Here is a 26,208-nt window from a genome sequence, read left to right as displayed (position 1 = left end):
ACCGAAAATACGCCAGCCTGATGTCTGAATAAGCATTTTTGCTGTCGGCGCTGGCGTAAGGTGTGAATTTTAAGACAATTTGATGCGCGATTCAATGGGTTTTAGAGTAATCACTTTAATCATTTCAGGTGGCATGAAACATTTAGCACAAGCTTCTGCCAATACAGCAACAGACTGCCAGTTTCCCGACAGCCTGTTGTGAATGATGAAATAATTTAGTCGAAATTACAGGCGGCCGTGGCACAATTTATATTTCAGGCCACTGCCACAGGGACAAGGGTCGTTGCGGCGCACAATGATGCCGCGTGCTTCCATGGCTGTGGGGCTGTAATCCTCATCGTCGTCAGCACCGGCTGTAAACATCTGCTGCGGCGGTGTCTCTTCTTCTGCCGGCGCCTGTTCGAAACGCACGGAAATCAGCAATGAGGCTACGGTATTGCGTATGTTGCTCCACATGGCCTGAAACATTTCAAATGCTTCGCGTTTGTATTCTTGTTTGGGGTTTTTCTGGGCGTATCCGCGCAGATGAATCCCTTGCCGCAGGTAATCCATATCGGCCAGATGCTCGCGCCAGCGGTTGTCGATGATTTGCAGCATGATATCGCGTTCAAATCTTCGCATGGTTTCAAGGCCAACCTGTTCGACTTTATAAGCATAATCCTTTTCAACCATGTCTAGTAAGCGCTCACAGATGCTTTCATTGTCGAGGCTATTGTCTTCTTTTAGCCAATCGTTGATGGAAATTTCGATGTGGAAATCGCTGGCCAGTTTGTGCTCCAGTCCAGCAATATCCCATTGCTCTTCCATGCTATCGGGCGGGATAAAGCTGTCTACTGTTTCCACGATGGCATCGTGACGAATTTCCTGCATCAGACCATCGATATCGTTGCTAGCCAGTATTTCGGCACGCTGATGGTAAATCACTTTACGCTGGTCGTTGGCGACGTCGTCGTATTCCAGTACTTGCTTACGCATGTCGAAATTGCGGTTTTCCACTTTGCGCTGGGCACCTTCAATCTGCCGGGTCAGCATGCCGGCTTCTATGGCAACGCCACGTTCAGGCGCGAGGCGATTGAGAATGGCCGTGGCACGGTCAAGGGCAAACAGGCGTAGCAGCGGGTCTTCAAATGAAAGATAAAAACGGCTCGAACCGGCATCACCCTGACGGCCGGCGCGGCCACGCAATTGGTTGTCGATACGGCGACTTTCATGGCGTTCAGTACCAATGATGTGCAACCCGCCTGCGGCTATTACAGCATCATGATCGCGCTGCCATTGTTCTTGTAATTTGGCAATTTTTTCTGCTTTGGCAGCTTCACTGAGACTCTCATCGTCCTGAATGGCATCGATTTGCGGCTTGATGTTGCCGCCAAGTACGATATCGGTACCGCGGCCTGCCATGTTGGTGGCAACGGTAATCATGCCTGGGCGGCCGGCCTGTGCAATGATGTCGGCTTCGCGGGCATGCTCTTTGGCATTGAGCACATTGTGCTGCAAATGCTCTTTATCCAATAATGCGGATACCAGCTCGGAGTTTTCGATACTGGTAGTACCGACCAGTATGGGCTGGCCTTTGGCGTGGCGCTCTTTGATATCAGCCACCACGGCTTCGAACTTCTCTTCGATGGAACGGTAAATCTGGTCGTTTAGGTCTTTACGGATCATCGGGCGATTTGGCGGGATGATAACGGTTTCAAGACCATAAATATTCTGGAATTCGAATGCTTCGGTATCGGCAGTACCGGTCATTCCGGCTAGTTTGTCGTACAGGCGGAAGAAATTCTGGAAAGTAATGGAAGCCAGTGTCTGGTTTTCTTTATTGATTTCCACACCTTCTTTGGCTTCTACTGCCTGATGAAGACCATCAGACCAGCGCCGGCCGGCCATCAGACGGCCGGTAAACTCGTCTACAATCACTACTTCGCCATCCTGCACCACGTAATGCTGGTCGCGCTGGTATAAGGTATAGGCACGCAATGCAGCCATCAGATGGTGCATCAGCATGATGTTGGTAGTGGAGTAAAGGGAATCGCCCTCTTTTAACAATCCCATTTTGGTGAGAATCTGTTCGGCGTGCTCATGCCCCTGATCGCTGAGAATGACCTGTCTACCTTTTTCGTCTACCCAGTAATCGCCCTCGCCTTCTTCGGTCTTCTGAGCGATTAGTTGCGGTGGTATCTGGTTCATTACCTGATATAGAGTGACGTTATCATCGGCCTGACCGGAAATAATTAGTGGAGTACGTGCTTCGTCAATTAGGATGGAATCGACTTCGTCGACTACAGCGTATGAGAGTTCGCGCTGTACTTTTTCGCTCAAGTCGCTGACCATATTGTCGCGGAGATAATCAAAGCCGTATTCGTTGTTGGTACCGTAGGTGATATCAGCCTGATAAGCGGCTTTTTTATCTTCATGGTCCATGTTGCTGATAATGATGCCAACAGACATGCCAAGGAATTCATACAGCGGACGCATGATGCCGGCGTCACGAGCGGCCAGATAATCGTTAACGGTAACGACGTGCACGCCTTTGCCAGCCAGAGCATTAAGATACACAGCTGTGGTGGCCACCAGTGTTTTACCTTCACCGGTGCGCATTTCGGCAATTTTGCCGTGATGCAGCACCATGCCGCCAATCAGCTGCACATCAAAGTGGCGCATGCCAAGTACGCGTCGGCTAGCCTCACGACATACGGCAAAGGCTTCTGCCAGCAGGTGGTCCAGTTTTTCGCCATCGGCCAGACGTTGTTTGAATTCAGCTGTTTTAGCCTGTAGATCAGTATCACTAAGTGCCTGAATGGTTGGTTCAAGGGCATTGATTTTGGATACTTCTTTACGATATTGTTTCAAAAGCCGGTCGTTGCGGCTTCCGAGAATTTTTTTTGCCAGGTTCTTCAACATAAATCAATAGTCCGGCACCTAAAGGGCGCAGTAAAAAGTAAGCATGAAATAGGGAATTTTAACACAAGCCTCTGTGCTACTGTGCGGCTGATTGCATGCTTGTTTCAATTATCGGAAACAAAAAACCTGTTTGGCGCATAAGGTTGCGTATTATGCTGGTTAATATAATAGTAAATTGGTTTTTTCCAAGCAGTTTAGATGATGTAAAACTATTTGTTTGTAAAAACTGAAGTAGAAAAATAAAAAGCTTTATCTATATAGATAACGATCGATGATCACAAACTACAGAACATAATTCAGAATAAAGCATTTTAAATGATCCAATTGAGTGTAAACAATTTTATTATTTAGGTTATTGATTATTAAATAAAATCAATAATCAAAGCGTAAACAGCCAAAATAAAACTCACCTTGTTTTGAAGTTTTGTCTCGGCCGATAAGAATAATGTTTGGATAAGGGTGAGATGTTGTTACAGGATTAGTATATTTAAAATATTGATTTATATCGCCCCATGATAGAGTTTCTTTTGATGTGCGAGGAACAGATTTAGCGCCGATAGATTCAGCAAACTTAGCCATATCACCTTTTGCTATTGCATAAAAGTATGAACCACTATCTCCTTGATATCGGATAGCAGAAACTTTAACATTTGAAATGTACAATGGTTTTGCAAAGCGATATTTTAAATTTATGAGACCATTTTTTTCATAGTCTTTTACGGCAATTTTTTGTTTTTTTAGCTGATTAGCGATATTCGCATCACGAGCATCTATGGGTTCAGCCTTACATAATAGTGCTGCCCTAAATTGTTCTGGAGATACTATATTGCTTTTAGCTACGGCAGCCCAATGATTTAAATTAAAAAAGAATAGTAAGGCACATATAATTACTTTATGTCTCCTCATATTACAACCTTCTCATTATGAATGATATTGATTAAATTTAAATTGTTTTTATCTTAACATTTTTTATCTATTAAAACCAGTTAATAATACTGATTAAATTAAAGTTTACGTTTAGATTTTTAGTCTTTTTTTTCACTTAAGCGCTGTAATGCAATTGCCAACTCAGGATGATGGCTTAAAGCCTCAGCTGAGCGCGCCAATTCATTACGCGCTATAGGACCTAGACTTGCGCGTTTAACTATTTTCAACTTCGAATCCAGTGGCACTATCTTAATTTTTATGGACTTAATTGTGGCATCAATAAGTTGTAATTGTGGTATCAACGCAGGTAACACCATGCGCAATCGAGAAGCGGCCATGCTGTTATAAGCAATTACCATTAAACAGCCTGCTCGCACACAAGCAACATTAAAATGGGGATGCATGCTGTTAGGAAGTTCCTTTTTAAGGCATGTATTTAGGCGTTGCCAATGAGCCGACTGTGTCAGCAACAAATTGAGCTGGGGATTTTTTTTTGAAAACCGGTTTATATTCATAATAAACATAATTATAACTTGTAACATTATAAAATGTTTTGGTATTTGATTTGCCATCGCTTTGAATAACAATTGGGATTGTTTTTATTTATTCAAAAATAATAATTTATATTCAAAATTATGTTAAAAGATATCATGAATATTAGGTACTAATTAATAAAAATACAAAATAAATATTGAAATCAAAAATACCGAAATCAGCCGCAGATATCAGGACATTGATATCAGACTCTGACACACATAGTTATAGTGCCGCCGTTTGGCCGGTGGCCGACACAGGAACAATTGCATGCAGGCTGCTGAAGCCAAATTTACCGAAGAAACCGTACTGTGGGTAAAACACCATACCCCGAAACTGCTGACTTTTGCATTACCCGTCCCGAAGCTTATCGCTTCAGTGCCGGCCAGTTTGCGCGACTAGGGTTTCGTGATGGCGCTGGATATATCTGGCGCGCCTATTCCATTGTCTCAGCCGAATATGCTGAGACATTAGAATTTTTTTTGTGGTACTGATTGAAAACGGGCCGATGAGTGCAAGGCTGGCGCAGTTAAAAGCAGAAGACACCATCCTGCTTGATAAAACTGCATTTGGCTTTCTATTGCCCGGCCGCTTCACCGATGGTGAGCAACTGGTTCTGCTCAGTACCGGCAGCGGCATCTCCCCGTTTCTATCTATGCTACAACAACCATCGGTGTGGGAGCGTTTTCAGCAAATTGGGCTGGTGCATTCTGTTTCTCACGCAAATGAATTAATTTTTAACAATTATATCAACGAATTAAATCACCATCCGCTAGTTGGAGAATATGTTGATAGACTATCTTACCAACCAGTGGTCACCCGTGAAAATGTCACAGGTGCGCTGAATGAACGTTTACCACAATTATTGTCAAATGGTTCTCTAGCCAAGGGTTTACGGCTTGATTTTACTCCAGAGAAGACTCGGTTTATGTTATGTGGCAATCCAAGCATGGTAGCTGATACATTTCAGTCACTGCTGAATATGGGCTATAGCATGCATCGCAATAGACTACCAGGACAGATTATTATGGAAAATGGCTTTTAATAAAATGTGAATGATTGCTTTATAGTAAAGCACTTTTAGTAAAAAAACATATTTTAACTATTAGCTTTTTTTATTAATTGTTTTTTTCCATTCGATAGATTTTAAATGAAGGTTTTTGCGTCTGATATATTGAGCCAGGCCAAAAATTTTTTTGAACAAAATCTGAAATCCATCTGTTACCTGAATACATCTGAATGTGTCCATGCGGATGGTTAGAATTTGGTGACTGGATAACAGCTATGTCACCTGCTTTATAGCCACCAGGAGGCATTGAAGAATATTCTGTAAATCCTGCTATACGCAAACTTGGACCATAGTTTTTTGCTGAATTTTGACGGATTAAATTAATTAAACCACCGGCTTCTATAGCTTCTCTAACAAATTTAGCACAAAATCCAGTCGAACGGCGCTGTGCGTGATTTTCAAGATACTGTACAGCTTTATTAATATCCCAATCCATATAAAATTTATCCTTATTTCAGTCTGATTATTATTGAGAATCCAATTGTTTTATGTACTATATTTATATGTTAATAAATTTAAATTTTTAATAGTGGTTTTTTTCATCCTATAACAAAAATCAATCAATTTTATACTAACATTTCTTTCTTTACAATATTTTTAAATATATAACACATTAAAAAATATCACATATTCTAAATTGAATTTTTAAATATATAAATGCTGGTAATACCATGCGTAATCGAGAAGCGGCCATGCTGTTATAGGCGATGACGACTAAACATCCATCGCGCACACAAGCTACATTAAAGTGTGGTCTCATGGTGGCAGGCAATTCTTGCTTGAGACAGTTTGTCAAACGTTGCCAATGTGTAGACTGTGCCAACAACTGTTGAAGTTGCTTATTTTTTTGGCCAAAATGATTTAGATTCATAGCAGTCACTGTCAAGATTGAATTGATTTCAAAGAGTTCATTGTAGATTCAATCATTTCCATACGTTTAACAACTTTTAAGTTCGCTGTCTCTAATGTATAGCCTTCATCTATCAGCTCTTTAATCAAAAGCATTTTTTTTATGTTGATATAATTATATCTTCTATTTTTTCCTTCACCATTTGTAAGACTGGTTACTATACCTTTGTCCTCCCAATAACGGATTTGCCGTGTCGGAATTCCTGTTATCTGAGACACCTCACCAATACCCACAATAAGTGTTTCTAAAAATTTATCATCAAATGCCATATTACAACCTTATTTGGAATTTATTTGCAATGATTGTAAATAAATTGCAAAAATAAATTTATTCTGTAAAATAGTATACCTGTATAAAAATTAAATACCAAATTGCAATGTAATCAGCTGATTATCCTGTACTAACCGCTAATTTTCAGAGATATAATATGACAAAAGCAAATTTAACCACATTGAAATCAAAGACAGATGATGTAAAAAAATCTGCATTAGTTCTAATCGAATGCCAAAATGAATGGCTTCACCCAACAGGCCATTTATATCAGAGCTTTAAAGATAAAGATTTATTTGAAGATTCAATCAAAAATATTGAATCAGCTTTGGTCTATGCAAGACAGATTAAGATGCCAATTATTCACTGTGGTTTAAGATTTCAAAAGGGATATCCAGAATTAGCCAATGGAAAAACAGGCTTGAGATGTGCCATTAGTCACTATGGTACTTTTCCTATTGACACTTTTAATTCACAATTTTATGAAACTTTAGCACCAATAAACGAAGAATTTATTGTAATGGGAAGAACTGGATCAAGTGGATTTGCTGGTTCCAATTTGGATGTATATCTAAGAAACAATAATATAGAAACACTTTATTTAGTAGGATATGCTACTAATGTTTGTGTGGAATCAACTTTCCGTGAAGCTCAAGACAAAGGCTATCTTCCAGTCATTATTAGTGATGCAACTGGAACATTTGATAGAATTCAACAAGATCATATGCTGAAGTATACAGTTCCCCATTATGGTGAATCAATAACGACTAGCGAATTTGAACGGCTATATGACTATAGCTAAAATTTTAATTTAAATATAAATAAATTCAATAGATTATAGAACAGTTTTTTTAGCTATCCTGATGATTAGGATAGCTAAATCATATTCTTCACAATTCATTCTAAATATTAACTAATATTATAAACAACTGGTAAAAGGCTTTTTTAATTTATAATAAAATGTAGGATACAAATTTATCGCTTTAGTTAAAATAAAAATCAGCATTTATAATATTTTTATATTAAATTCAATCAATTAAATATATTTAAAAAATTCAGCCTGATCACAGAGTATGAATTTTTGACTTTAGCTTGATAATGTTAAAAAAAAGGATTGGGTTATTTTTAACCTTTTAGCATTTGTATACTGGTCTAAATATTACCATGCAAAAAATATTTCAGGCGACGCAGGCATGAATTCACAATATCTCAAAATGGGAAAATATGCTGAACGCAGTTGAATATCGTACCCTTTGTTAAAAACCATTTTCCATAATAATCTGTCCTGGTACTCTATTGCGATGCATGCTATAGCCCATATTCAGCAGTGATTGAAATGTATCTGCTACCATGCTTGGATTACCACATAACATAAACCGAGTCTTCTCTGGAGCAAAATCAAGCCGTAAACCCTTGGCTAGAGAATCATTTGACAATAATTGTGGTAAACGTTCATTCAGCGCACCTGTGACATTTTCACGGGTGACCACTGGTTGGTAAGATAGTCTATCAACATATTCTCCAACTAGCGGATGGTGATTTAATTCGTTGATATAATTGTTAAAAATCAATTCATTTGCGTGAGAAACAGAATGCACCAGCCCAATTTGCTGAAAACGCTCCCACACCGATGGTTGTTGTAGCATAGAAAGAAACGGGGAGATGCCGCTGCCGGTACTGAGCAGAACCAGTTGCTCACCATCGGTGAAGCGGCCGGGCAATAGAAAGCCAAATGCAGTTTTATCAAGCAGGATGGTGTCTTTTGCTTTTAACTGCGCCAGCCTTGCACTCATCGGCCCGTTTTCAATCAGTACCACAAAAAATTCTAATGTCTCAGCATATTCGGCTGAGACGATGGAATAGGCGCGCCAGATATATCCAGCTCCATCACGAAAACCTAATCGCGCAAACTGGCCGGCACTGAAGCGATAGGCTTCGGGGCGGGTAATGGCAAAAGTCAGCAGTTTCGGGGTATGGTGTTTTACCCACAGTACGGTTTCTTCGGTAAATTTGGCTTCAGCAGCCTGCATGCAGTTGTTCCTGTGTCGGCCACCAGCCAAGCGGCGGCGCTGTATTGTGTTAGAGTCTGATATCGATGTCCTGATATTTGCGGCTGATTTCGGTATTTTTGATTTCAATGCCGTCGCTTACTGCCCATTTACCATCGTTGATACGCTGGTATTGCAGGCTGAAGTCGCCATCGCCGATTTTATGCAGGGCAAAGGTTTCGCCCGCTGGAATATAAAAAGAGCGGATAGCGGTGAATTTTCCAGCGTGCAATTCGTATAATTGGGCAAATACCGGCGATTGCAAGGATGAGGCGTGCACGATGATGGTGTTATTACCGCGTTCACGCAAAACTGGATAACCGGATACATAGGCAGCCTTAAGCGGAAAAAGCTGACCGTTGGGTGCTGTTAGCACTGGTCCGCCGGCCTGCGCCGGCGTATTTTCCGCAGGCGGATAGGCCAGACGCCACCACACGCCACCCATAGCTATCAGAATCGCGATACCCACTATCCACATCCATCCATGGCCATGGTCGTGCAGGTCAACCACGTGGTCTTGATGATTGGGTAGCAAAACTGGCGGAGCAAACGGGGTCTGCTTTCGAGCCAGTAAGGCCGGTGACACATGTGCTTGCAGGCTTTGGCGCGCAATCCACACATCATGATGATGGCGTTTTTCTGGGTCCGAGAGCACGTTGTAGGCTTCGTTGATTTCAGCCATGCGCTGATGTGCCTGCGGATTATGCGGATTGCGGTCTGGATGGTATTTTTGAGACAAAGCCCGATAGGCGGCGCGAATCACTTCTGCAGACGCGCCGGGAGCTACATTTAATACGTCGTAGTAGTTGTGCACGGATTGTTCACTTACACTGGTTAATTCAAGGTATTGAGTGCATGGCTGATATCCTCCCAGATATCCTCGATATCTTCGATGCCGGCAGAAATACGCAGCAGACCTTCCCGAATACCTAATGCTTCTTTTACTTCTTTACTCATGCCGCTGTGCGACTGGCTGGAGCTGTGGTTAATTAAGCTTTCCACGCCACCGAGGCTAGCAGCCATGCGGATTAGGCGCAAGTTTTTAATTACGCTGTTGGCCGCTTCGCGGCTGTTCTGGCGTAGGTAGATGGAGACTACTCCGCCGAAGCCATGCTTCATCTGTTTGCAAGCGATATCGTGATGCTCGTGTTCAGGCAGGCCGGGATAAAACACTTTTTCTACCGCCGGATGCTGCTTCAGCCGGCGCGCTAGCTCAGCTGCATTGGCCAGATGCCGATCCATGCGTACAACCAGAGTTTTGATACCGCGCAATACCAGCGCACAATCCATCGGACCCGCTACGCCGCCGGTGTTGATGCTCAAAGCACGCAACTGGCGTGCATGTGCCTCGTCTTTAACCACGACTATACCCATTAATACATCGGAATGTCCGCACAAATATTTGGTAGCAGAATGAAAAACGATGTCTACACCCAGATTTAGCGGTTGCTGAACATAGGGTGTGCCAAAGGTATTGTCTATACCGACAATGGCTCCGGCTGCTTTGGCTTTCGCAGAAAGTGCGGCAATGTCTACCAGACGCAGTAACGGGTTACTCGGGGTTTCTAGCCATACCATTTTGACTTTTGTTTGTGCCAATATGCTATCCAGATTAGCTGGATTGGTGAGGTCTGCAAAAATAACATTCACGCCCCATTGGGCATACACTTCTGTGAGTAGGTCGTAGGCACCACCATAAATATCGGCTACAGCCACAATAGTGTCACCTGGACGCAGAAAAGTACGCCACACAGCATCAATTCCGGCCATACCACTGGCATAGGCAAAGCCAGCGCAACCATTTTCAAGCTCGGCTACCGTGTCTTCTAGTACCTGACGGGTAGGGTTGGAGATGCGTGCATAACGAAACGGGATATTTTCGCCAATTTCATGTAGGGCAAACATGCTATTTTGGTAAATAGGCGGCATTAAAGCACGGTTATGCTCTTCAGGCTGATAACTTGAATGGATGGTCTGTGTGGCAAATTTCATATTTTCTCCGCTGAGATAAGTCTTGGTTTTGTCGGTACCGCAGCAGGTACTGGCAAAATACCAGCTGCCGCGGGTGCTTAGTTTAGCATGCACCCTGCTTCTGAGGCAGCTTCACGTTGCCGAATACCTAAACCCGAGTGATTTGCTCGGAATTAAGCCATACAGTATAATTTTACGCCTTATGTGCCGCCAGTTTGGATGTTTTTTTATAGTATCTGGCTGGCAGATTTGACATTGTTTCAAGAGGAAAACCATCAGAATGGACACTATTGCCGATGTGCAAAGCAGTGTTGATAAACGCAATATGCCAATCAATCAGGTTGGTGTGAAGGGCTTACGGCTACCGCTATGTATTATGAGTGCGGCCGGTGAACAACACACAATAGCTGATTTAACCATGACAGTAGCGCTGCCAGCCGAGCAGAAGGGCACGCATATGTCTCGTTTTGTCGAGTTAATGCATTCGCAGCAAGTCAGCATCGATTTTGCGGCGCTCAAAGAGCTTACCGCGAGCATGTTGCAGAAGCTACAGGCAACGGCTGGTAAAATCAGTATGCGTTTTCCTTTTTTTCGGCACAAGCAGGCACCAGTGACGGCTATTTCCAGCCTGCTGGATTACGAAGTGAAGCTCTGTGGGGAGATCAAGGACGGTATTTATCAGCACACGTTGCAGGTAATGATTCCGGTAACTAGCTTATGTCCGTGTAGTAAGGAAATTTCGGCTTACGGTGCACATAATCAGCGCTCACATGTGACAGTTACACTACAATCCTGCGAAGCCGTGATGATTGAAGAAATCATTGATATGGTGGAGCAGCAGGGTTCCTGTCAATTATATGGTCTGCTGAAACGGCCGGATGAAAAATATGTAACTGAATACGCTTACGACAATCCGAAATTTGTTGAGGATATGGTACGCGATGTAGCTACGGCGCTTAAAGCCGACACGCGCATTCAATCTTTTACCGTGGAAAGCGAAAATTTCGAATCTATTCACAATCACTCGGCCTATGCACTGATACAATACCCCTGATTTGATATCTCAACATTCAATCTTTATCCGTTTCTGTGTGGATAAACTTAGAAAACATAAGGGGAAGTGAATGGCTACCCCCCGCTTGGTTTTGCTGGTAGCCATTTACTGAGTTCGATGTTCTGGTTGGAATTACACTGGCTACTGTGACATTTATGTATCACTCTTTTTCTCGCTTGCGTGTCTGCACGGATTTCCTACTGAAGCATTTGGTGCTGTTATCTGCGCTGCTATTGGTTCTGAGCCACGCTGGGCTGGCTGCCGGTAATAACGGTAGACTGTTGCCGCCAGAACAGGCTTTTGTGCCACAGTTAAATGTTCACGATAATGAAATACGGGTACATTTTGTTATTGCAAATGGCTATTATTTATACCGCAATAAAATTTTAGCTACTACTGAGCCGGCGGGCGTGCTCGGTGCCGCTCAGTTTAACCAGTCGGGAAAACAAAAAGAGGATGAATTCTTTGGCAAGCAAGAGGTTTATTACCAACATACTGATGTGGTCTGGCGCTATAACAAAGGCACACAAACCGAACCATATCAGCTGACCTTATCCTATCAGGGCTGTGCTGAAGCTGGTATCTGTTATCCGCCAGTGGAAAATACCCTTACCATCAGCCGCACTGGCAAATATCATATTGTCCCATCTTCTGCGCCTAATCAGCCGGAACTGGATAGTTTCAGCAGCCCTCCTGCTATTGCTCCACCTCCAGAATGGTCTGGCAATTCGGGCAGCGACAGTCTGTTTCAGTTATCTCGGACAACCCTAATTACCAATTTAATGACGTTTTTCATTGCCGGCATGGGTTTGAGCCTGACGGCATGTATGTACCCATTGCTGCCGATTGTGTCGGCAATTGTCATGGGTTCGCGCCAGAAAACTACAAAATGGCGGGCATTTCTGCTGTCGTTTGTGTATGTGCAGGGGCTGGCTTTTACTTACACCGTGGTGGGTATTGTAACGGCACGTACCGGAGCTTTTCTCACCGGCTGGCTTCAACAGCCGGCAGTAGTGCTATCTGCAGCAGCAATATTGGTGATTCTGGCATTGTCGATGTTTGATTTATACAGTATTCAGCTACCCGCCAGCTGGCAGGCATATTTTCAACGCATGAGCAACCGTTTCCGTGGCGGTCATTTATTATCAGTACTGGTTATGGGGGCATTGTCGGCACTAATTATCGGTCCTTGTGTTGCACCGCCATTGGCTTTTGCGCTTGGCTATATTGGTCAGAGCGGTGATGCTGCTCTGGGAGGTATGGCACTGTATGTCATGGCACTGGGTACTGGTGTTCCACTGATTCTGATTTCCGTATTTGGCGTACATATTCTACCGCGTGCCGGAAACTGGATGACATGTGTAAAATATTTATTCGGGTTGATGCTATTGGGCGCGGCCACTTATATTGCCACCCCGTTTCTAAACTACTATTTGGTAATCATCATTTATACCTTGCTGATGGTTGCACCAGCGTGTTATCTGGGCTGGCAGTGGTATTATGCCCCCAAACGCAGACGCTGGTTCACAGCACTGGCCGGCATACTATTTCTGACTGGTGGTATTTATTTTATGACAGCCAGCCTCATGCACCATGTCACCCCACTCCATCGCTTTTTGACATTAACACCGCCAAACGGCCAGCATTTCGGACGATATTTCACTAAGCCAATTCATTTGCGACAGGCCATGCAGGAGCTGTTTGATAAGGATCCAGACAAACCGGTAGTCGTAGATTTCTATGCCGACTGGTGCATTTCCTGTAAAGAAATGACAGCGTTTACATTAAGTAATGCTGCGGTCAGAAGAGTTATTGAAGAAGATCGCTTCTTACAAATTGATGTTACCAACAATACACCAGCGCAACGACACATGTTGCAACAGTATGGCTTGTACGGACCACCGGGTCTATTTGTGGTACACAGTAACGGCTATCGCAGTAAACCCTTAATTGGCTATGTACCAGCACCGGAATTATTAAGTTGGTATGACAAGCAAGTACAGAAAGCACAATAAATTAGCAGCCTCGCTGCAAATGCAGGGAGACTGCCGCGCAGATAACAAACTGTATCGGCTGTATCAAAGAAAAGTGTTCAATCGTGATATTTGCGGTCGGCTACTTTCAGCGCCCGCCGAGCCAGAGCCAAATTGGCCGTTTTACGGTCGAGCACCATAAACATGAATACGCCTTTCACATTCTTCATCGGCCGCAGCAGGTAATACTGCTTATGCAGGCTGATGAGAATATCATCTATTGCATCTTCATTACTTTCCTGTCCATAGAGGCGTGCAATGGCTTTTACCTCGGAACGTACAATTTCAGTATTGCCAGCAGAAAGAATGTCCAGATCCATGCCAGACGGGCTGACTCCATCTATAAACATTCCGCTTTCATAATCCACGACAGCACACGCCATGACACCTTTAGTTGCCGCCAGCTCATCAATGACGCCTTCAAATCTCACTGTGATATCCTTCTTCTGATGCCATACTTGCTTATGGCAGGGTATTTAATCATCTATTTTCCAATTTTTTCCCGCTTTTGACCAGCATTAACTATTTTTTAACTAGAGGCTCTTTTCGATATTTATTTATCTTCATACAGATAGCCCAATCAGCCCTGAGAAGCAAATTCCAGTTCTGAATCAGATGCAAACCACCGTGCTACCGCTATAATAGCAACATTGAACAGGGGCGGAAGCTGTTATGCTGTATGTTTATCAATCCAATCACTTATCTGATTTAGCTGCACTTTTAGCCAGCGTGTATCAGCACACCGCCGAGTATTCAGCCTGGACACCGACTGAAATTGTAGTTCAAAGTCAGGGCATGCGACGCTACCTCAACCACTATCTGGCTCAGGAACACGGCATCGCAGCCAATCTGCATTTCAGCCTACCAGCTGCTTACATCTGGCAGTTAACTCATAAAGTACTACCTGACACGCCCAGACTCAATCCTTTTCAAACAGATGTGCTGCGCTGGCGCCTATTCAGCCTGTTTCGTAGCAATGAATTACAGGGAGCACAATTATGCCTGACTGCCAAAGCATTGCAATCATACCTTGAAAGCAGTATACAGGCACCCTACCATCTTGCCGGCAAACTTGCAGATATGTTTGACCAATATTTAATTTATCGCAATGATTGGATAAATAATTGGCAAAAAAAAGAATTAGTTGGTCTTGGAGAAGATGAGGACTGGCAGGCAGAATTATGGTATTGGCTAAGTAAAGAAACCAGTTTCCCCCATCGTGCCGGCCTAATGCAAGATTTTTTGTCACAGCTGCGAGAAGAACACCTACCGAAACGTATTTTTGTTTTTGGCATTGCCACTCTGGCACCAGTCTATCTACACGCTTTGCAGATAATGGCACAGCACACTGATGTACATGTGTTTGCAGTGAATCCATGTGCCGAATACTGGGGCAATGTCCTTTCTGCTGATTTACTGCTCGAGCATCAGCAAGCGGATTCAAGTATGGTCGGCCATCCCCTACTCGCCAGTCTGGGAAAACAGGGGCGTGATTTTTTTGATGCACTCAATGATTTAGGCGAAGTAGTGTACATGCCACCAGTTTATGCAGAATGCGGCGACACTGCCGACAGCCTGCTACACCGGCTACAAAACGATATTCAGTGTCTGCACCATCCCAAACAGACCGACCCACCTTATGTACAGCAAGCTTATGATAATTCTATACAGATTGTGTCTGCACACTCTTGCTTACGTGAGCTGCAAATTCTGAAAGAGCAGCTGATGCAGGATTTAGCCACACATCCAGAGTGGCAGCCACAAGACATTGCCGTACTCACTCCGCATATCGAGCCTTATTTACCGTTCATACATGCGGTATTTGGTCAGACTCAGGGCAACACCCCTGCACTGCCCTACAACATTGCTGACGTAAAAATCAGCTTGCAGGAGCCATTACTGCAATTGCTGGAAAAACTCTTGCAACTCATGCAAAGCCGCTTCGACATCGAAAGCATACAGCCCTTATTAGACGAATCACCGCTGCGCGCACGTTTCGATTTAAGTGACAGCGACGTGGAACTAATTAGCCGTGTCTGGCGAGAACAAGGTGTTCGCTGGGGCATAGACACAGATATGCGCCATAAATATGGCGGTGAAAGCAAACTTTTTACTTGGCAGCAAGCTCGTGAACGAACTGTACTAGGCTGGCTGCTGCCAGACGATAAACGCACTGCCCTGTGGCAGCAACAATTGCCATGGTTTGGCGATGTTGGCCAGACAGAGATTTTAGCTCGGGGACAACAGTTAATTGATTGTCTGATTAAGCACCACAGTTGCTGGCAAAGCGCTGCCAACATCAGCGATTGGATTGCCCGCACACGCCTGCTCCTGCGCGATGTAGCCGATGCGGATTCTCTGGCTGGTCAAGCCATGCAGCAACTGGAAACCAGCCTTGGCGAATGGCAGGCACAAGCAGAGCTGGCACAATTTGAGTGTCTAATTGAGCCAGAAATCGCCATAGAGCATTTACAGAACTATCTATCCGGTACTCGTCAGGCCGGCTTTTTACGGGGTGGCATCACCTTTTGCAGTATGGTGCCGATGCGCAGTCTACCCTTTCGTTGTATTTGCCTACTTGGCCTAAACGACGGAGACTACCCGCGTACCACTAAATCCGCTGCTTTCGATTTGATTGCCCGCCATCCACGCCGTGGTGACCGTGCCCGCCGAAATGACGACCGCTATCTGTTTCTTGAATCCATTTTGAGCGCACAAGAGAAACTCTATCTGTCATACATTGGTAAAGATATACGCAAAAACGAAGAGCTGGCACCCTCTGCCCTACTGCATGAGCTAATAGATGTACTGTCGGCAATGACCGGCTGCAACCCGTTGCAGTTCAATCAGCAACATATCATTCGCCATCCATTACAACCGTTTTCCTATCGATATTTTAATGGAGACCTGAATAGCAGCCGCTCTGATTATGCCGAAGCTTTGAATCAAAAAATGGTCAAGCCACTGCCATTTTATGCAGCCACAGAAGAAGCCGAATTACAACCACAAGAAATTGATACTGAAACGTTTATCCGTTTCTGGCGCAATCCGGTACGCCATTGGCTACAACAACAATTGCAATGGCAAGTACCGTATCAAGAAGCACCAGTCAGCGCCGCAGAACCATTTGCCATTGAAAACAGTGCCCTAATCTATAGTGCTTACACGCGCGCGCGCCAGCAGCATCTGGATTTTAACGACGTGGATGCAGCATTAGCGGTCAGCGGATTGGTGCCAGAAGGCGCGCTTGGTTTAGTTGTCAGCCAGACTTTACGCACCCAAACACTCGCTCTGGATGGTGAAATACTGTTTAGCCCCGCTGTAGCCGATATCGTTTTCGTTTTCAATCATCAACAGCTACAACTCAGTGGCAACATCAGCCATATACACCAGTGCGGACAATTACTCGAGCGCACTCAGGCGCCCACCGCACCAGATAACATTGAATTGTACCTGCGCCATTTACTTTTTAGCGCCAGCGCCACTGAGTTTAAACAGGATACCTACGAGCTATACCCGCCCCAGCCACGCAAGCTAGCCGCACTAAGCCGGCCGGATGCACAGGCGCAGCTGGCCTTATGGCTGGATTATTACCAGCTTGGGCAACACCGGCCACTGCCATTTTTTCCGAAAACCAGTCTCAGTGCCGCCCGCTACTGGTATAAGCGCCGACAAAAAGCCAACACCCTACCAGAATATGGCTCGGAAGAACGCAGCGCAGCTTTTAAAATGTATATGGACAGCCACAACGGCAAACCGCAGGCCGAATATCCCGAAGTAGCCCAAGTATTCGGCCGTGACGAAACCCTGCCGATTGACAGCCCGCTGTTTTGGCAGCTGATTGAAAAACTACTGCTGCCAATGATGGCCGCGCTGGAAACAGCCGAAAAAGAACAATGAGCCAAGCCTTAAACCCCATTACCATGCCTTTAAACGGCAGCAGCTTGATAGAAGCTTCTGCCGGTACCGGCAAAACTTTCAACATCGCCGCACTGTTTGCACGGCTGGTATTGCTGGAACACATGCCGATAGATGCCATACTGGTGGTGACCTTCACCAAAGCCGCCACAGCCGAACTAAAAACCCGCCTGCGGACACGCCTCAACCAAGCTCTGGCCTTACTGCAAAACACTCTGCCCGCCGAACAAAACGATCCGGTACTGCAACAACTCATTGACTATGCGCGCGCTCAGGAAGACGAAACCAGTCTGATACTGCGCCTACAGGCTGCGATTACCCAATTCGACCGCGCCGCCGTGTACACCATTCACGGCTTCTGTCAGCGCGTACTCACTGACTACGCCTTTTTGTGCCAGACACCATTTGATACGGAAACCATCGAAACCGACCCTGAACTATTGTGCCGGTTTGCCGAAGATTTCTGGCGCCAGCAAGTCAGCAACAACAACAGCCTAGCTGAGCTTGCGGTAACCTACAAACTAACACCGGCACGCCTAATGCGTGAAATGGGTCGTTTTTGTGGCATAGCCGATATCCAGTTGCGTCAGCCGCCGGCTGTAAACAAAGATGATATCCATGCATGTTGGCAGCAGACCTGGCACACTGTCTGTACGCGCTTTGCTCATATTCAGGATGCATTCTGGCAATTACAGCCACAACTCAACGGCAATGTTTATCGCACCAGCAGCTACCAACAACTTTTCTGCGACCTACAATCAGCTCTGGAAAGTGTAGCCAGCATACCGACCTTTTCCACTGCGACACTAGAAAGATGTGCCAAACTGGCTGCTGACCAACTGCACGAAAAAACCAAAAAAGGACAAACTCTAAACGATGTACTGGTAGCGGAAGTAGCGGTATTAGCCGAGTTGGCTGCTGCTTTCAGTGCCTTGCAAGCAGCAGACACCAGCGTTGTACTGCAATTACAGCTGGATTGCTTCAATTACGTAAGAAAGTGTCTGAGCGAACATCGGCGCCACAGCCATCAGCGCAGCTACGACGACCTTCTTGCCGACGTTGGTATGGCACTATCTACAGAAAATCCCATGGCCTCTGCACTGGCTGCCGCATTAGCACAAACATGGCAAATAGCACTTGTAGACGAATGCCAAGACACCGACCCGCTGCAATACAAAATATTCAAAACCGCTTTCGCCGAGCAAAATCGGCCACTGATTATGGTTGGCGACCCCAAACAAGCTATTTATCGTTTTCGCGGTGCCGACATTCATGCCTATCTACGTGCTGCCGCTGATACCCCGCCGCAACAGCGCTATACCCTCACCACCAATTACCGCAGCCATCAGGCACTCGTACAGGCAATCGGGCATCTTTTCAATGGCAAACAGCTACCATTTGTGCTGGAAGGTATCGATTACCCACCGGTACAAGCACAGGCACCCGAAAGCCGCCTGCATAGCAGACTGAGCAAAACAGTCGTACCTGCCGTGGTCGTACGCTGGCTACCCGAACAAATTGAGCTTAATAGCAAAGGCGAAGAGCTTATCCCCAATAAAGACAGCTTGCGTGTACGTGCCGCAGAATGCTGTGCCCACGAAATAGCCGCCCTGATTAATCAAGGCAGACGTGATGAACTGTTACTCAACACACGGCCATTACAGGCAGGCGACATCGCTGTACTGGTACATTCCCACAACGAGGGCAGCATGATTGCCAGTGCCCTTAAACGCTGCGGTATCATGAGTGTGTCACTCGGTAATCAGTCCGTATTTGCCAGTACCGAAGCACAGGCTGTACTGGCGTTGCTCCGTTTTTGGCTGCAACCGCAACGTACCGAAATTTTGCGCTTTATTCTTGGCGGCATACTGTATAACCAAACAGCAGCACAACTGGCACAACTGAACGAAAATGAAAACGACCTCAGCGAATGGATACAGCTGGCACAGCAAACCCGCGAGCTATGGCAGCAGTATGGCATTTATAGCGCCATGCAGTGGTTTGCCGGCCACACCAGCATGGAAACGAACCTGCTTAGCCAGCGCAATGAACGCAGCCTGACCAATCTGTGGCAACTCACTGAATTACTTGCCGACGCCGAACAAACCCTGCCCACCGCCACCGCCTTACTCGACTGGCTTGCCAGTGCCATCGACAACGAACGGCCGGCCGCTGAAAACAGCCTGCTGCGGCTGGAAAGCGACGAAGCATTGGTTAAAATTGTCACCATGCATGCCTCCAAAGGGCTAGAATATCCTGTTGTATTCTGTCCTTTTGTTTGGGACGGCAAAGAGGCCATCAGCAATCAGGAAAATTGGCAGCGCTTGCATCAGCAGGATAAGACAGAACTGATTGCCAGCAGCCTTCTTAGCGACACTGACCGCACAGAATTGGTACGCGAAAGTATGGCCGAACGCTTGCGCCTGTATTACGTAGCTTTCACCCGTGCTCGTGAACAACTCATTCTCTATACAGCCGCCTGCAACAACACCGCCAGCAACCCCATGGCATGGTTACTGGATGAGCAGCCCGACGGCACACTTGAACAATCACTACAGTTTTGGCAGCAAACCCACAAAAAAAATCTCTCCAGCACCCTGCATGCAGCATGGCAAAAACGATTAGCCGGCTGCAGCGCATCCATGTTTCACTGGTGCGAAGGCAGTGTTGCGCCTACCGTTGCGGATGAAGCAGTAGCGCCAGAGCAACCCTATCGCGCCCTAAACCTGCCAACACGAGAATTTCAGACTGTACGCTATACCAGCTTCACCAGCTTAAGCCGCCACGAATACCGTCACTACGAACACAGCCTCGAAGAAGAAAAACTGGCACCAGCACTCGATCAGGCGGAAATATTGTCACAGCCTGCAACCACCGTCGCTGAAGCCGAAACCGCCCTATTGGCATTTGAACGTGGCATCAATGCCGGCTTGTGCCTGCATGCCATACTAGAACAGACTGAATTTAGCCAGCCAGCCAACAGTGACGAACAAGAACAAATACTTGCCTGTCTCGCCCGCTACGGTTTCGATAGCACCCATGCTGCTACCATGCAGGAACTCAGCGATGCCGTACGCCACTGCCCCTTGTCCGCACAGACCACCATAGCAAACCTGCCCATCACACAGCGCGTCGCCGAAATGAATTTCATGCTACATGTCGACGACTTTAATATCGCAGATTTACAACAGTGGTTTGCCCAAGCACCCGGCCTGCCTGAATGCTGTGTTCAGGCAGCTCAAGAGCTAGACTTTGCCACCGTCAGCGGCTATATCAACGGCGCCATTGACCTAATGGGCGAAGACATACACGGGCAAGTATATGTAATCGATTACAAATCTAACCATCTGGGCAACCGCCTTGACGACTATACCCAGGCAAACATGGACACCGCTATCGCCAGACATCATTACTATTTACAGGCACTCATTTACTGCATCGCCTGCGCCCGATTTTTGCACAGCCACGGACAGCTACCGCCCACTATCAGCGTACGGTATCTGTTTCTGCGCGGTCTCAATCCTCTTAATCAGCATGGCATCTGGCAGTGGGATATCGATACTAGTACCCTGAAGCCATGGCTGCCAGCACATGACAAAGCAAAATAGCTGCGGTATATTGAACGTAACTGCCGTAAATTCGCTAAGGAAGCAACAGCATGCTAAATAAACCCGAAGAATTCATCATGGCCATTCTCGCCGGCATCTGGGTAGTGATCACCTTCATCATCTGCCGCTATCTGCAATTGCCAACAGATACGGGTTTGCTCGTCACCACCTTGACACTGGTGTGGGCACTGGTGTTTTTTCTTCTATGGCAACGGGCACGCACGCGCAACATATGGCCATTATTCTTGGGTTTATTGGTCATGTGCTGGTGGCGTGCCATTCACTACGGCTCAAGCGAAATCATGCTCAATAGTGATGGCAGCACAACCAAATTGGTACATTGGTACGGCAGCTGGACAGCACTCATTATCTACGCCCTGATTCCGGTTATTGCCGGCTATGCTTTCAAATGGTGGCAGCATAAACGGCAACGCCCGCAGCCTAGCGCCTAAATTTCCATTCGCATCATTCTACCGTGCGGCAAAACCACAGTTTTGCCGCAAACTCATTTACAGAAGATAGGCGGCTTTTCCACAATCCAAATCCTGCCGGCAAAAAACAACAGCCTGTCACACACATCTGCTCCCAAAATCCATATTTTTACTTAATCGGGTAAAATTCCGGAAATCAGACTGGATAACCGGACAGCAACCACTAAAATCACTACATCTACCACAGAACACATCAGCCCAAACCCATGTCCCATACCGCACACAATTTGCAGCAACGCCGTCGATTAGGCCGCATGCGCCTTCTGGCTACCAGCCTACTGTGTGCTGCCTGCATCTTATTTGTGTTCAGTTGTCTGTGGCAGCAGCACTATCCGGCACTCGCTTACCTGAAAGCATTTGCCGAAGCAGCCATGGTAGGTGCACTGGCTGACTGGTTTGCGGTTACAGCCCTATTCCGCCATCCACTCGGTTTGCCCATTCCTCACACCGCCATTCTGCCGCAAAAGCAAAATAAAATCGCTGATGAGCTCGCACGCTTTATCGAAAACAATTTTTTGCAAGACAAAGCCATCGCCGGCCGCATTTATCGTCTGCATCCGGCCACCAGCGCATTACAATGGCTGGTCAATACAGACAACCAGCAGCAATGGTTGCCTATCCTTACTCGTCAGATTCCGCTCCTATTACGCACCGCCACCGCTAGCGACGTCTCCCGATTCATTAGCCAACTGCTAAACACACAGTACAGCGGTGCCCGCGTAGGCAAAACATTAGCCAACCTCCTGCTATTGATAAACAAACAAGGAATCGACACCATTCTCCTGCGTGCACTATTACAACAAGTGTGCCGCTGGCTACAAAACGAACAAACACGAGCTCAGTTGGAAAAAAGCCTGCTGTCATGGGTAGGCAGAATTGAAAAAAGCGACCCCTCTACATGGGACAAACTCAAAGCCTCGCTCAAAACCACCCTCACTGCACAGATAGATGATTGGGTAGCCGGCAAAGCCCTCAACTGGGCTGATTCCTATATAGACGCTGTACTAGACAATCCACAACATGCATTCTGGCGTGCCAGTCGCAAACAACTGCTCATCATCGAGCGGCAGTTACGCCGCAACCGCCGCTGGCATCGCCAACTGGCCACTAGCCGGCAGCAATTACTACAATCGGCCGCCTTACAGCAAAGCATCATGGATTTATGGGATAGCTTCGTTGGTTGGAGTGAGCAGGACATCACTCAACATAATTCATGGTGGCAGCAGCAGCTCATTCGCCTGTGTACCCATATGCAACAGCAAGCCAGCCAGTATCCGCAATTTATGCGCCGGCTCGACACCCGCATCACACTATGTGCACGCCATTTCATCAAGCAGTACAAAAATCGTGTCAGCCAGTTTATCGCCGACAAAGTAAAAAGTTGGGACAGCCGGCAGATGGTAGATAAACTCGAGCTAAGTGTTGGCCGCGATTTACAATTCATCCGCATCAACGGCACATTGGTGGGCGGATGTATCGGTCTCATCATCTACGTACTATCACAATGGTTAAGTCACTAAAAAATTAAAGCACATTAACCTGTCCGCCTAAACAAATGATTTTATTGTTTAAAGATTTGTTTGTATTGATTAAGATATAATAAGCCACATCCATACCTGCATCTGGACAGACTCACCCCATGTATATTCCTTCTCGCTTTCTTGTTTTTCTTGCACTGTCCTGCATTCTCGTCAAAGCACAGGCTCAGCCCCAGCCAGTTAATTCTGATTCTCATACCGCCGAACTAAGTCCCATTGTGGTTGTTGCTTCAAAGCAAAATGCACCCGGTATCGAAATTATAGACCCCAAAACTGCCCTTCAACCCCTACCGGCACAGGATGGTGCCGACTTACTCAAATCCGTAGCCGGCATGAGTGTTACCCGCAAAGGCGGTAGCTCCGGCGACCCTTTGCTGCGCGGTCTTGGCGGTTCGCGCCTGCTCATTACCGCCGACGACCAGTTTGTACTCGGTGGTTGCCCCGGACGCATGGACCCGCCCACATCCTACCTCTTTCCGGCCAGCTACGACCGCGTAATCATTACTAAAGGCCCTCAGGCCGTTAATCAAGGTCCGGGCATGATTACTGGTTCAGTCCGATTCATGCGTGACGAAAAACCACTCACACAGCCCACGGCCAAACTCGATAGCGCCCTTACCAAAGGCTCATTCGGACGTAGCGATGCCTACTTAGACAGCACACTGGGCAATCAGTACGGCTGGCTGCGACTCAACGCCAGCCACAACGAATCAAAAGACTACAAAGATGGTGATGGTGACACCGTTCATTCCGCTTTCAAGCGCAACAACCAGATGGTGCAGGCTGCCCTCACACCCTTTACTGATACCTTGCTGGCCGTACAGTATGAACACAGCACCGGCCATGCCCGCTATGCCGACCGGTCAATGGATGGTACCCAATTTAACCGCCGTGGCTGGTCAATGAAACTGCGTCAGCAAAACATAACCGACTGGCTAAGCCAGATACAGTTTGAATACGGCCGCAGCAAAATTGATCATGTCATGGACAACTTCAGCCTGCGTACTACTCCACCAATGAAAATGAATGGCGGCATAGGTATGGGCATGAAAATGGGTACAGGCATAAACGGAATGGACAGTACGCATCAAGCAGCCATGCCGGTACGGCGCATGTATTCAGTCATGAATCCAGGACGTGAAATTAAATCAGCCAAACTGTCGGCACAGATAGAGCTTGGCAACACCCACAGCGAAATTGGCACAGACTGGCAGAGTGACGAAGTCAGCGCACGCCCGATGGTAATGAGCACCGACAAACATCAGGCAGAAAACTTCACCAGATGGCCGTTTGAATGGAATCAGACTTATAAACGCCATGGCGTCTACATGCAAAGCGAATGGAATTTCGACGAAAACAATAGTCTCTACGGCGGTCTGCGTCACGACTGGACCAATACCCAGTTCAACCCTAAGAAAAATACCATTGCCCCAAATTATCTACATCAGCATGAAGGCCTAAACGCAGGCTTCATGCGTTTGCAACACCGTGGTGACAGATTCACCAGCTATATTGGCTATGGTCAGGCCGAGCGTGCCCCCGATTATTGGGAACGCAGCAAAACAAATGGAGAAAAACTGCACAAAGAAACCAATCACGAAATCGACGCTGGTCTCAGCTATCAAGGCAGCAGCATCACCAGCTCCATCGACATCTTCGCTAGCAGAATCAATGATTTCATATTGATTGAAAGCATAAACAACAAAAATTTTGCCCGCCAGATTAATGCCCGTCGCTATGGCTTCGAAGCCAAAACCAACTGGCAGTTTGCCCCACACTGGAATCTTGGTGGCAGTCTGGCTTATACCTACGCCAGCAACCGCAGCGACAAACGGCCGCTAGCACAAACCCCACCACTAGAATGGCGCACCTATCTCAACTGGGAAAACGAACACTTCAGCGCCGGTGCCCTTTGGCGTTTAGCTGCCAGCCAGCATCGCTATGCCAAAAATCAGGGCAACATCGTCGGCATGGATTTAGGCCGCAGCAATGGTTTCGGCACGCTTGCCCTCAATGCAGGCTGGAAACCCAACAAACACGCACTCGTACAAATCGGCATCGACAACCTCTTCAACAAAACCTATGCCGAAGCTGTCAACAAATCTGCCTACGACTTCGACACCTATTCCGTACAAGAACGTCGCGTCAACGAACCCGGCCGTACTCTTTGGGCACGGGCTCAGATACGCTTCTGATACATTGCCAACCCACATACAAAAACCCCGGATATCCGGGGTTTTCAATCAACAGAATACACACCAGCGCATCAGTGCAACAACTTCTGCTGCTGGCGTAAATGCCAATATTGCTGCTGCTGTTTAGGCGTCAGAATCTGATAAATATCGTGTTCTCGTTTCAGCTGTAAAAAATCATAATCAGCACGAGCCTGTTGCTGCTGCGCCCATATCTGCTGTTCCTGCGCAATCATATTCTTAGCCTTAGCATCATCAAAACGTTTGCCAGTAACCAGATTTCTACGCAGCTGCTGAAGATTAGACAATGTCTGCCGATTTTCATTACTCATCAACGGACGCTGACTAGCATATTGATGATCAATTTTCTGCACCAGCGCCTTCTGTTGCGTACTCAAATTCAACTGCGGCAAAATTGAATGCGTATTCACCCACCCTTTTACCGGTGCATGTTCTTGAACCACTACAGTTTCAGTCATCACCGCAGTGGGCACCTCCGTTGCGGGTGCTGCAAAAGCGGCCATACTCAAAGAAGACAAAGCAGCCAGCGTTACTACACGGGTAAAACTTTTCATAACACAACTCCTTATTATTTCAGTTAACAATGCACCACAGCATCACATTCTTATATCATCAACAGTATTTCATAAACCAGCGTAAAAACAGGAATATAAATGCAATTAATAAGTAAACAATACCATTATAGCGCTATCAGAAAAAAAACAGCACCTGCATTACAGGTGC

Annotated in this window: 19 protein-coding genes and 1 pseudogene; 9 read left to right on the top strand and 11 right to left on the bottom strand. The window is 46.2% G+C overall.

What is annotated here, in order from left to right; genetic code table 11:
- Positions 1-225: 225 nt before the first annotated feature.
- From secA to BHC43_RS00970, 3 genes are all read right to left on the bottom strand, one after another.
- A complete protein-coding gene (secA, locus tag BHC43_RS00980) occupies positions 226-2,901 on the bottom strand; it encodes a preprotein translocase subunit SecA (RefSeq protein WP_100156227.1) in 2,676 nt (891 codons plus the stop codon).
- A gap of 372 nt (positions 2,902-3,273) precedes the next feature.
- Positions 3,274-3,807: a hypothetical protein gene (locus BHC43_RS00975; protein ID WP_100156226.1), complete on the bottom strand. Its 534-nt coding sequence runs from the start codon at positions 3,805-3,807 to the stop codon at positions 3,274-3,276.
- Between the two features lie 119 nt (positions 3,808-3,926).
- A complete protein-coding gene (locus BHC43_RS00970) occupies positions 3,927-4,343 on the bottom strand; it encodes a DUF721 domain-containing protein (RefSeq protein WP_257377961.1) in 417 nt (138 codons plus the stop codon).
- A gap of 289 nt (positions 4,344-4,632) precedes the next feature.
- On the opposite strand from BHC43_RS00970, the pseudogene BHC43_RS00965 reads away from it, so the two are divergent.
- Positions 4,633-5,407: pseudogene (locus BHC43_RS00965) on the top strand (ferredoxin--NADP reductase).
- A 73-nt stretch (positions 5,408-5,480) separates the two neighbouring features.
- Here BHC43_RS00965 and BHC43_RS00960 read toward each other — a convergent pair.
- The 3 genes from BHC43_RS00960 to BHC43_RS00950 all read right to left on the bottom strand — a co-directional run bounded on the left by BHC43_RS00960 (position 5,481) and on the right by BHC43_RS00950 (position 6,610).
- On the bottom strand, positions 5,481-5,867 hold the full coding sequence (locus BHC43_RS00960; protein WP_100156224.1) for a cytoplasmic protein: 387 nt from the start codon (positions 5,865-5,867) through the stop codon (positions 5,481-5,483).
- 177 nt (positions 5,868-6,044) lie between these two features.
- The gene (locus BHC43_RS00955) at positions 6,045-6,302 is read right to left on the bottom strand and encodes a DciA family protein (RefSeq protein ID WP_100156223.1); all 258 of its coding nucleotides are present in this window, start codon (positions 6,300-6,302) and stop codon (positions 6,045-6,047) included.
- A gap of 11 nt (positions 6,303-6,313) precedes the next feature.
- Positions 6,314-6,610 carry a MerR family transcriptional regulator gene (locus BHC43_RS00950; protein ID WP_100139646.1) on the bottom strand — a complete coding sequence of 99 codons (297 nt, stop codon included), beginning with the start codon at positions 6,608-6,610 and terminating at the stop codon, positions 6,314-6,316.
- Positions 6,611-6,768: 158 nt separating this feature from the next.
- Between BHC43_RS00950 and BHC43_RS00945 the strand changes: the two genes are divergently transcribed.
- Entirely contained in the window at positions 6,769-7,413 is a 645-nt protein-coding gene (locus tag BHC43_RS00945; protein WP_100139645.1) for a cysteine hydrolase, read from the top strand.
- A gap of 454 nt (positions 7,414-7,867) precedes the next feature.
- Here BHC43_RS00945 and BHC43_RS00940 read toward each other — a convergent pair whose 3' ends face one another.
- From BHC43_RS00940 to BHC43_RS00930, 3 genes are read right to left on the bottom strand one after another with little or no spacing between them, the layout of a single operon-like run.
- Entirely contained in the window at positions 7,868-8,641 is a 774-nt protein-coding gene (locus BHC43_RS00940; protein ID WP_100156222.1) for a ferredoxin--NADP reductase, read from the bottom strand.
- 49 nt (positions 8,642-8,690) lie between these two features.
- Positions 8,691-9,473 carry a J domain-containing protein gene (locus BHC43_RS00935; protein ID WP_100139643.1) on the bottom strand — a complete coding sequence of 261 codons (783 nt, stop codon included), beginning with the start codon at positions 9,471-9,473 and terminating at the stop codon, positions 8,691-8,693.
- Between the two features lie 20 nt (positions 9,474-9,493).
- Positions 9,494-10,651 (bottom strand): trans-sulfuration enzyme family protein, encoded by a 1,158-nt coding sequence (locus tag BHC43_RS00930; RefSeq protein WP_100156364.1) that lies wholly within the window; start codon positions 10,649-10,651, stop codon positions 9,494-9,496.
- Positions 10,652-10,910: 259 nt separating this feature from the next.
- Here BHC43_RS00930 and folE2 point away from each other — a divergent pair, with 259 nt between their 5' ends.
- Both folE2 and dsbD read left to right on the top strand, forming a co-directional pair.
- Positions 10,911-11,684 carry a GTP cyclohydrolase FolE2 gene (folE2, locus tag BHC43_RS00925; protein WP_100156221.1) on the top strand — a complete coding sequence of 258 codons (774 nt, stop codon included), beginning with the start codon at positions 10,911-10,913 and terminating at the stop codon, positions 11,682-11,684.
- Positions 11,685-11,839: 155 nt separating this feature from the next.
- Positions 11,840-13,699 (top strand): protein-disulfide reductase DsbD, encoded by a 1,860-nt coding sequence (gene dsbD, locus BHC43_RS00920; protein WP_100156220.1) that lies wholly within the window; start codon positions 11,840-11,842, stop codon positions 13,697-13,699.
- A 77-nt stretch (positions 13,700-13,776) separates the two neighbouring features.
- On the opposite strand, the gene BHC43_RS00915 is transcribed toward dsbD, so the two are convergent.
- A complete protein-coding gene (locus BHC43_RS00915) occupies positions 13,777-14,148 on the bottom strand; it encodes a hypothetical protein (protein WP_257377951.1) in 372 nt (123 codons plus the stop codon).
- A gap of 241 nt (positions 14,149-14,389) precedes the next feature.
- Between BHC43_RS00915 and recC the strand changes: the two genes are divergently transcribed.
- From recC to BHC43_RS00890, 5 genes are all read left to right on the top strand, one after another.
- A complete protein-coding gene (gene recC / locus BHC43_RS00910) occupies positions 14,390-17,617 on the top strand; it encodes an exodeoxyribonuclease V subunit gamma (RefSeq protein WP_100156219.1) in 3,228 nt (1,075 codons plus the stop codon).
- Entirely contained in the window at positions 17,614-21,243 is a 3,630-nt protein-coding gene (gene recB / locus BHC43_RS00905) for an exodeoxyribonuclease V subunit beta (protein ID WP_100156218.1), read from the top strand. Before recC ends, recB begins: the two co-directional genes overlap by 4 nt.
- A gap of 50 nt (positions 21,244-21,293) precedes the next feature.
- Positions 21,294-21,695 (top strand): hypothetical protein, encoded by a 402-nt coding sequence (locus tag BHC43_RS00900; protein WP_100156217.1) that lies wholly within the window; start codon positions 21,294-21,296, stop codon positions 21,693-21,695.
- Positions 21,696-21,940: 245 nt separating this feature from the next.
- Positions 21,941-23,254, top strand: coding sequence for a DUF445 domain-containing protein (locus BHC43_RS00895; protein WP_100156216.1), 1,314 nt, complete (start codon positions 21,941-21,943; stop codon positions 23,252-23,254).
- Between the two features lie 119 nt (positions 23,255-23,373).
- Positions 23,374-25,467: a TonB-dependent receptor domain-containing protein gene (locus tag BHC43_RS00890; protein WP_100156215.1), complete on the top strand. Its 2,094-nt coding sequence runs from the start codon at positions 23,374-23,376 to the stop codon at positions 25,465-25,467.
- Positions 25,468-25,538: 71 nt separating this feature from the next.
- On the opposite strand, the gene BHC43_RS00885 is transcribed toward BHC43_RS00890, so the two are convergent.
- A complete protein-coding gene (locus tag BHC43_RS00885) occupies positions 25,539-26,039 on the bottom strand; it encodes a Spy/CpxP family protein refolding chaperone (protein ID WP_100156214.1) in 501 nt (166 codons plus the stop codon).
- Positions 26,040-26,208: the final 169 nt, after the last annotated feature.

It is taken from the genome of Snodgrassella alvi (assembly GCF_002777855.1).
Classification (GTDB): Bacteria; Pseudomonadota; Gammaproteobacteria; order Burkholderiales; family Neisseriaceae; genus Snodgrassella; species Snodgrassella alvi_E.
This window is presented reverse-complemented; position numbering and strand designations above follow the sequence as displayed.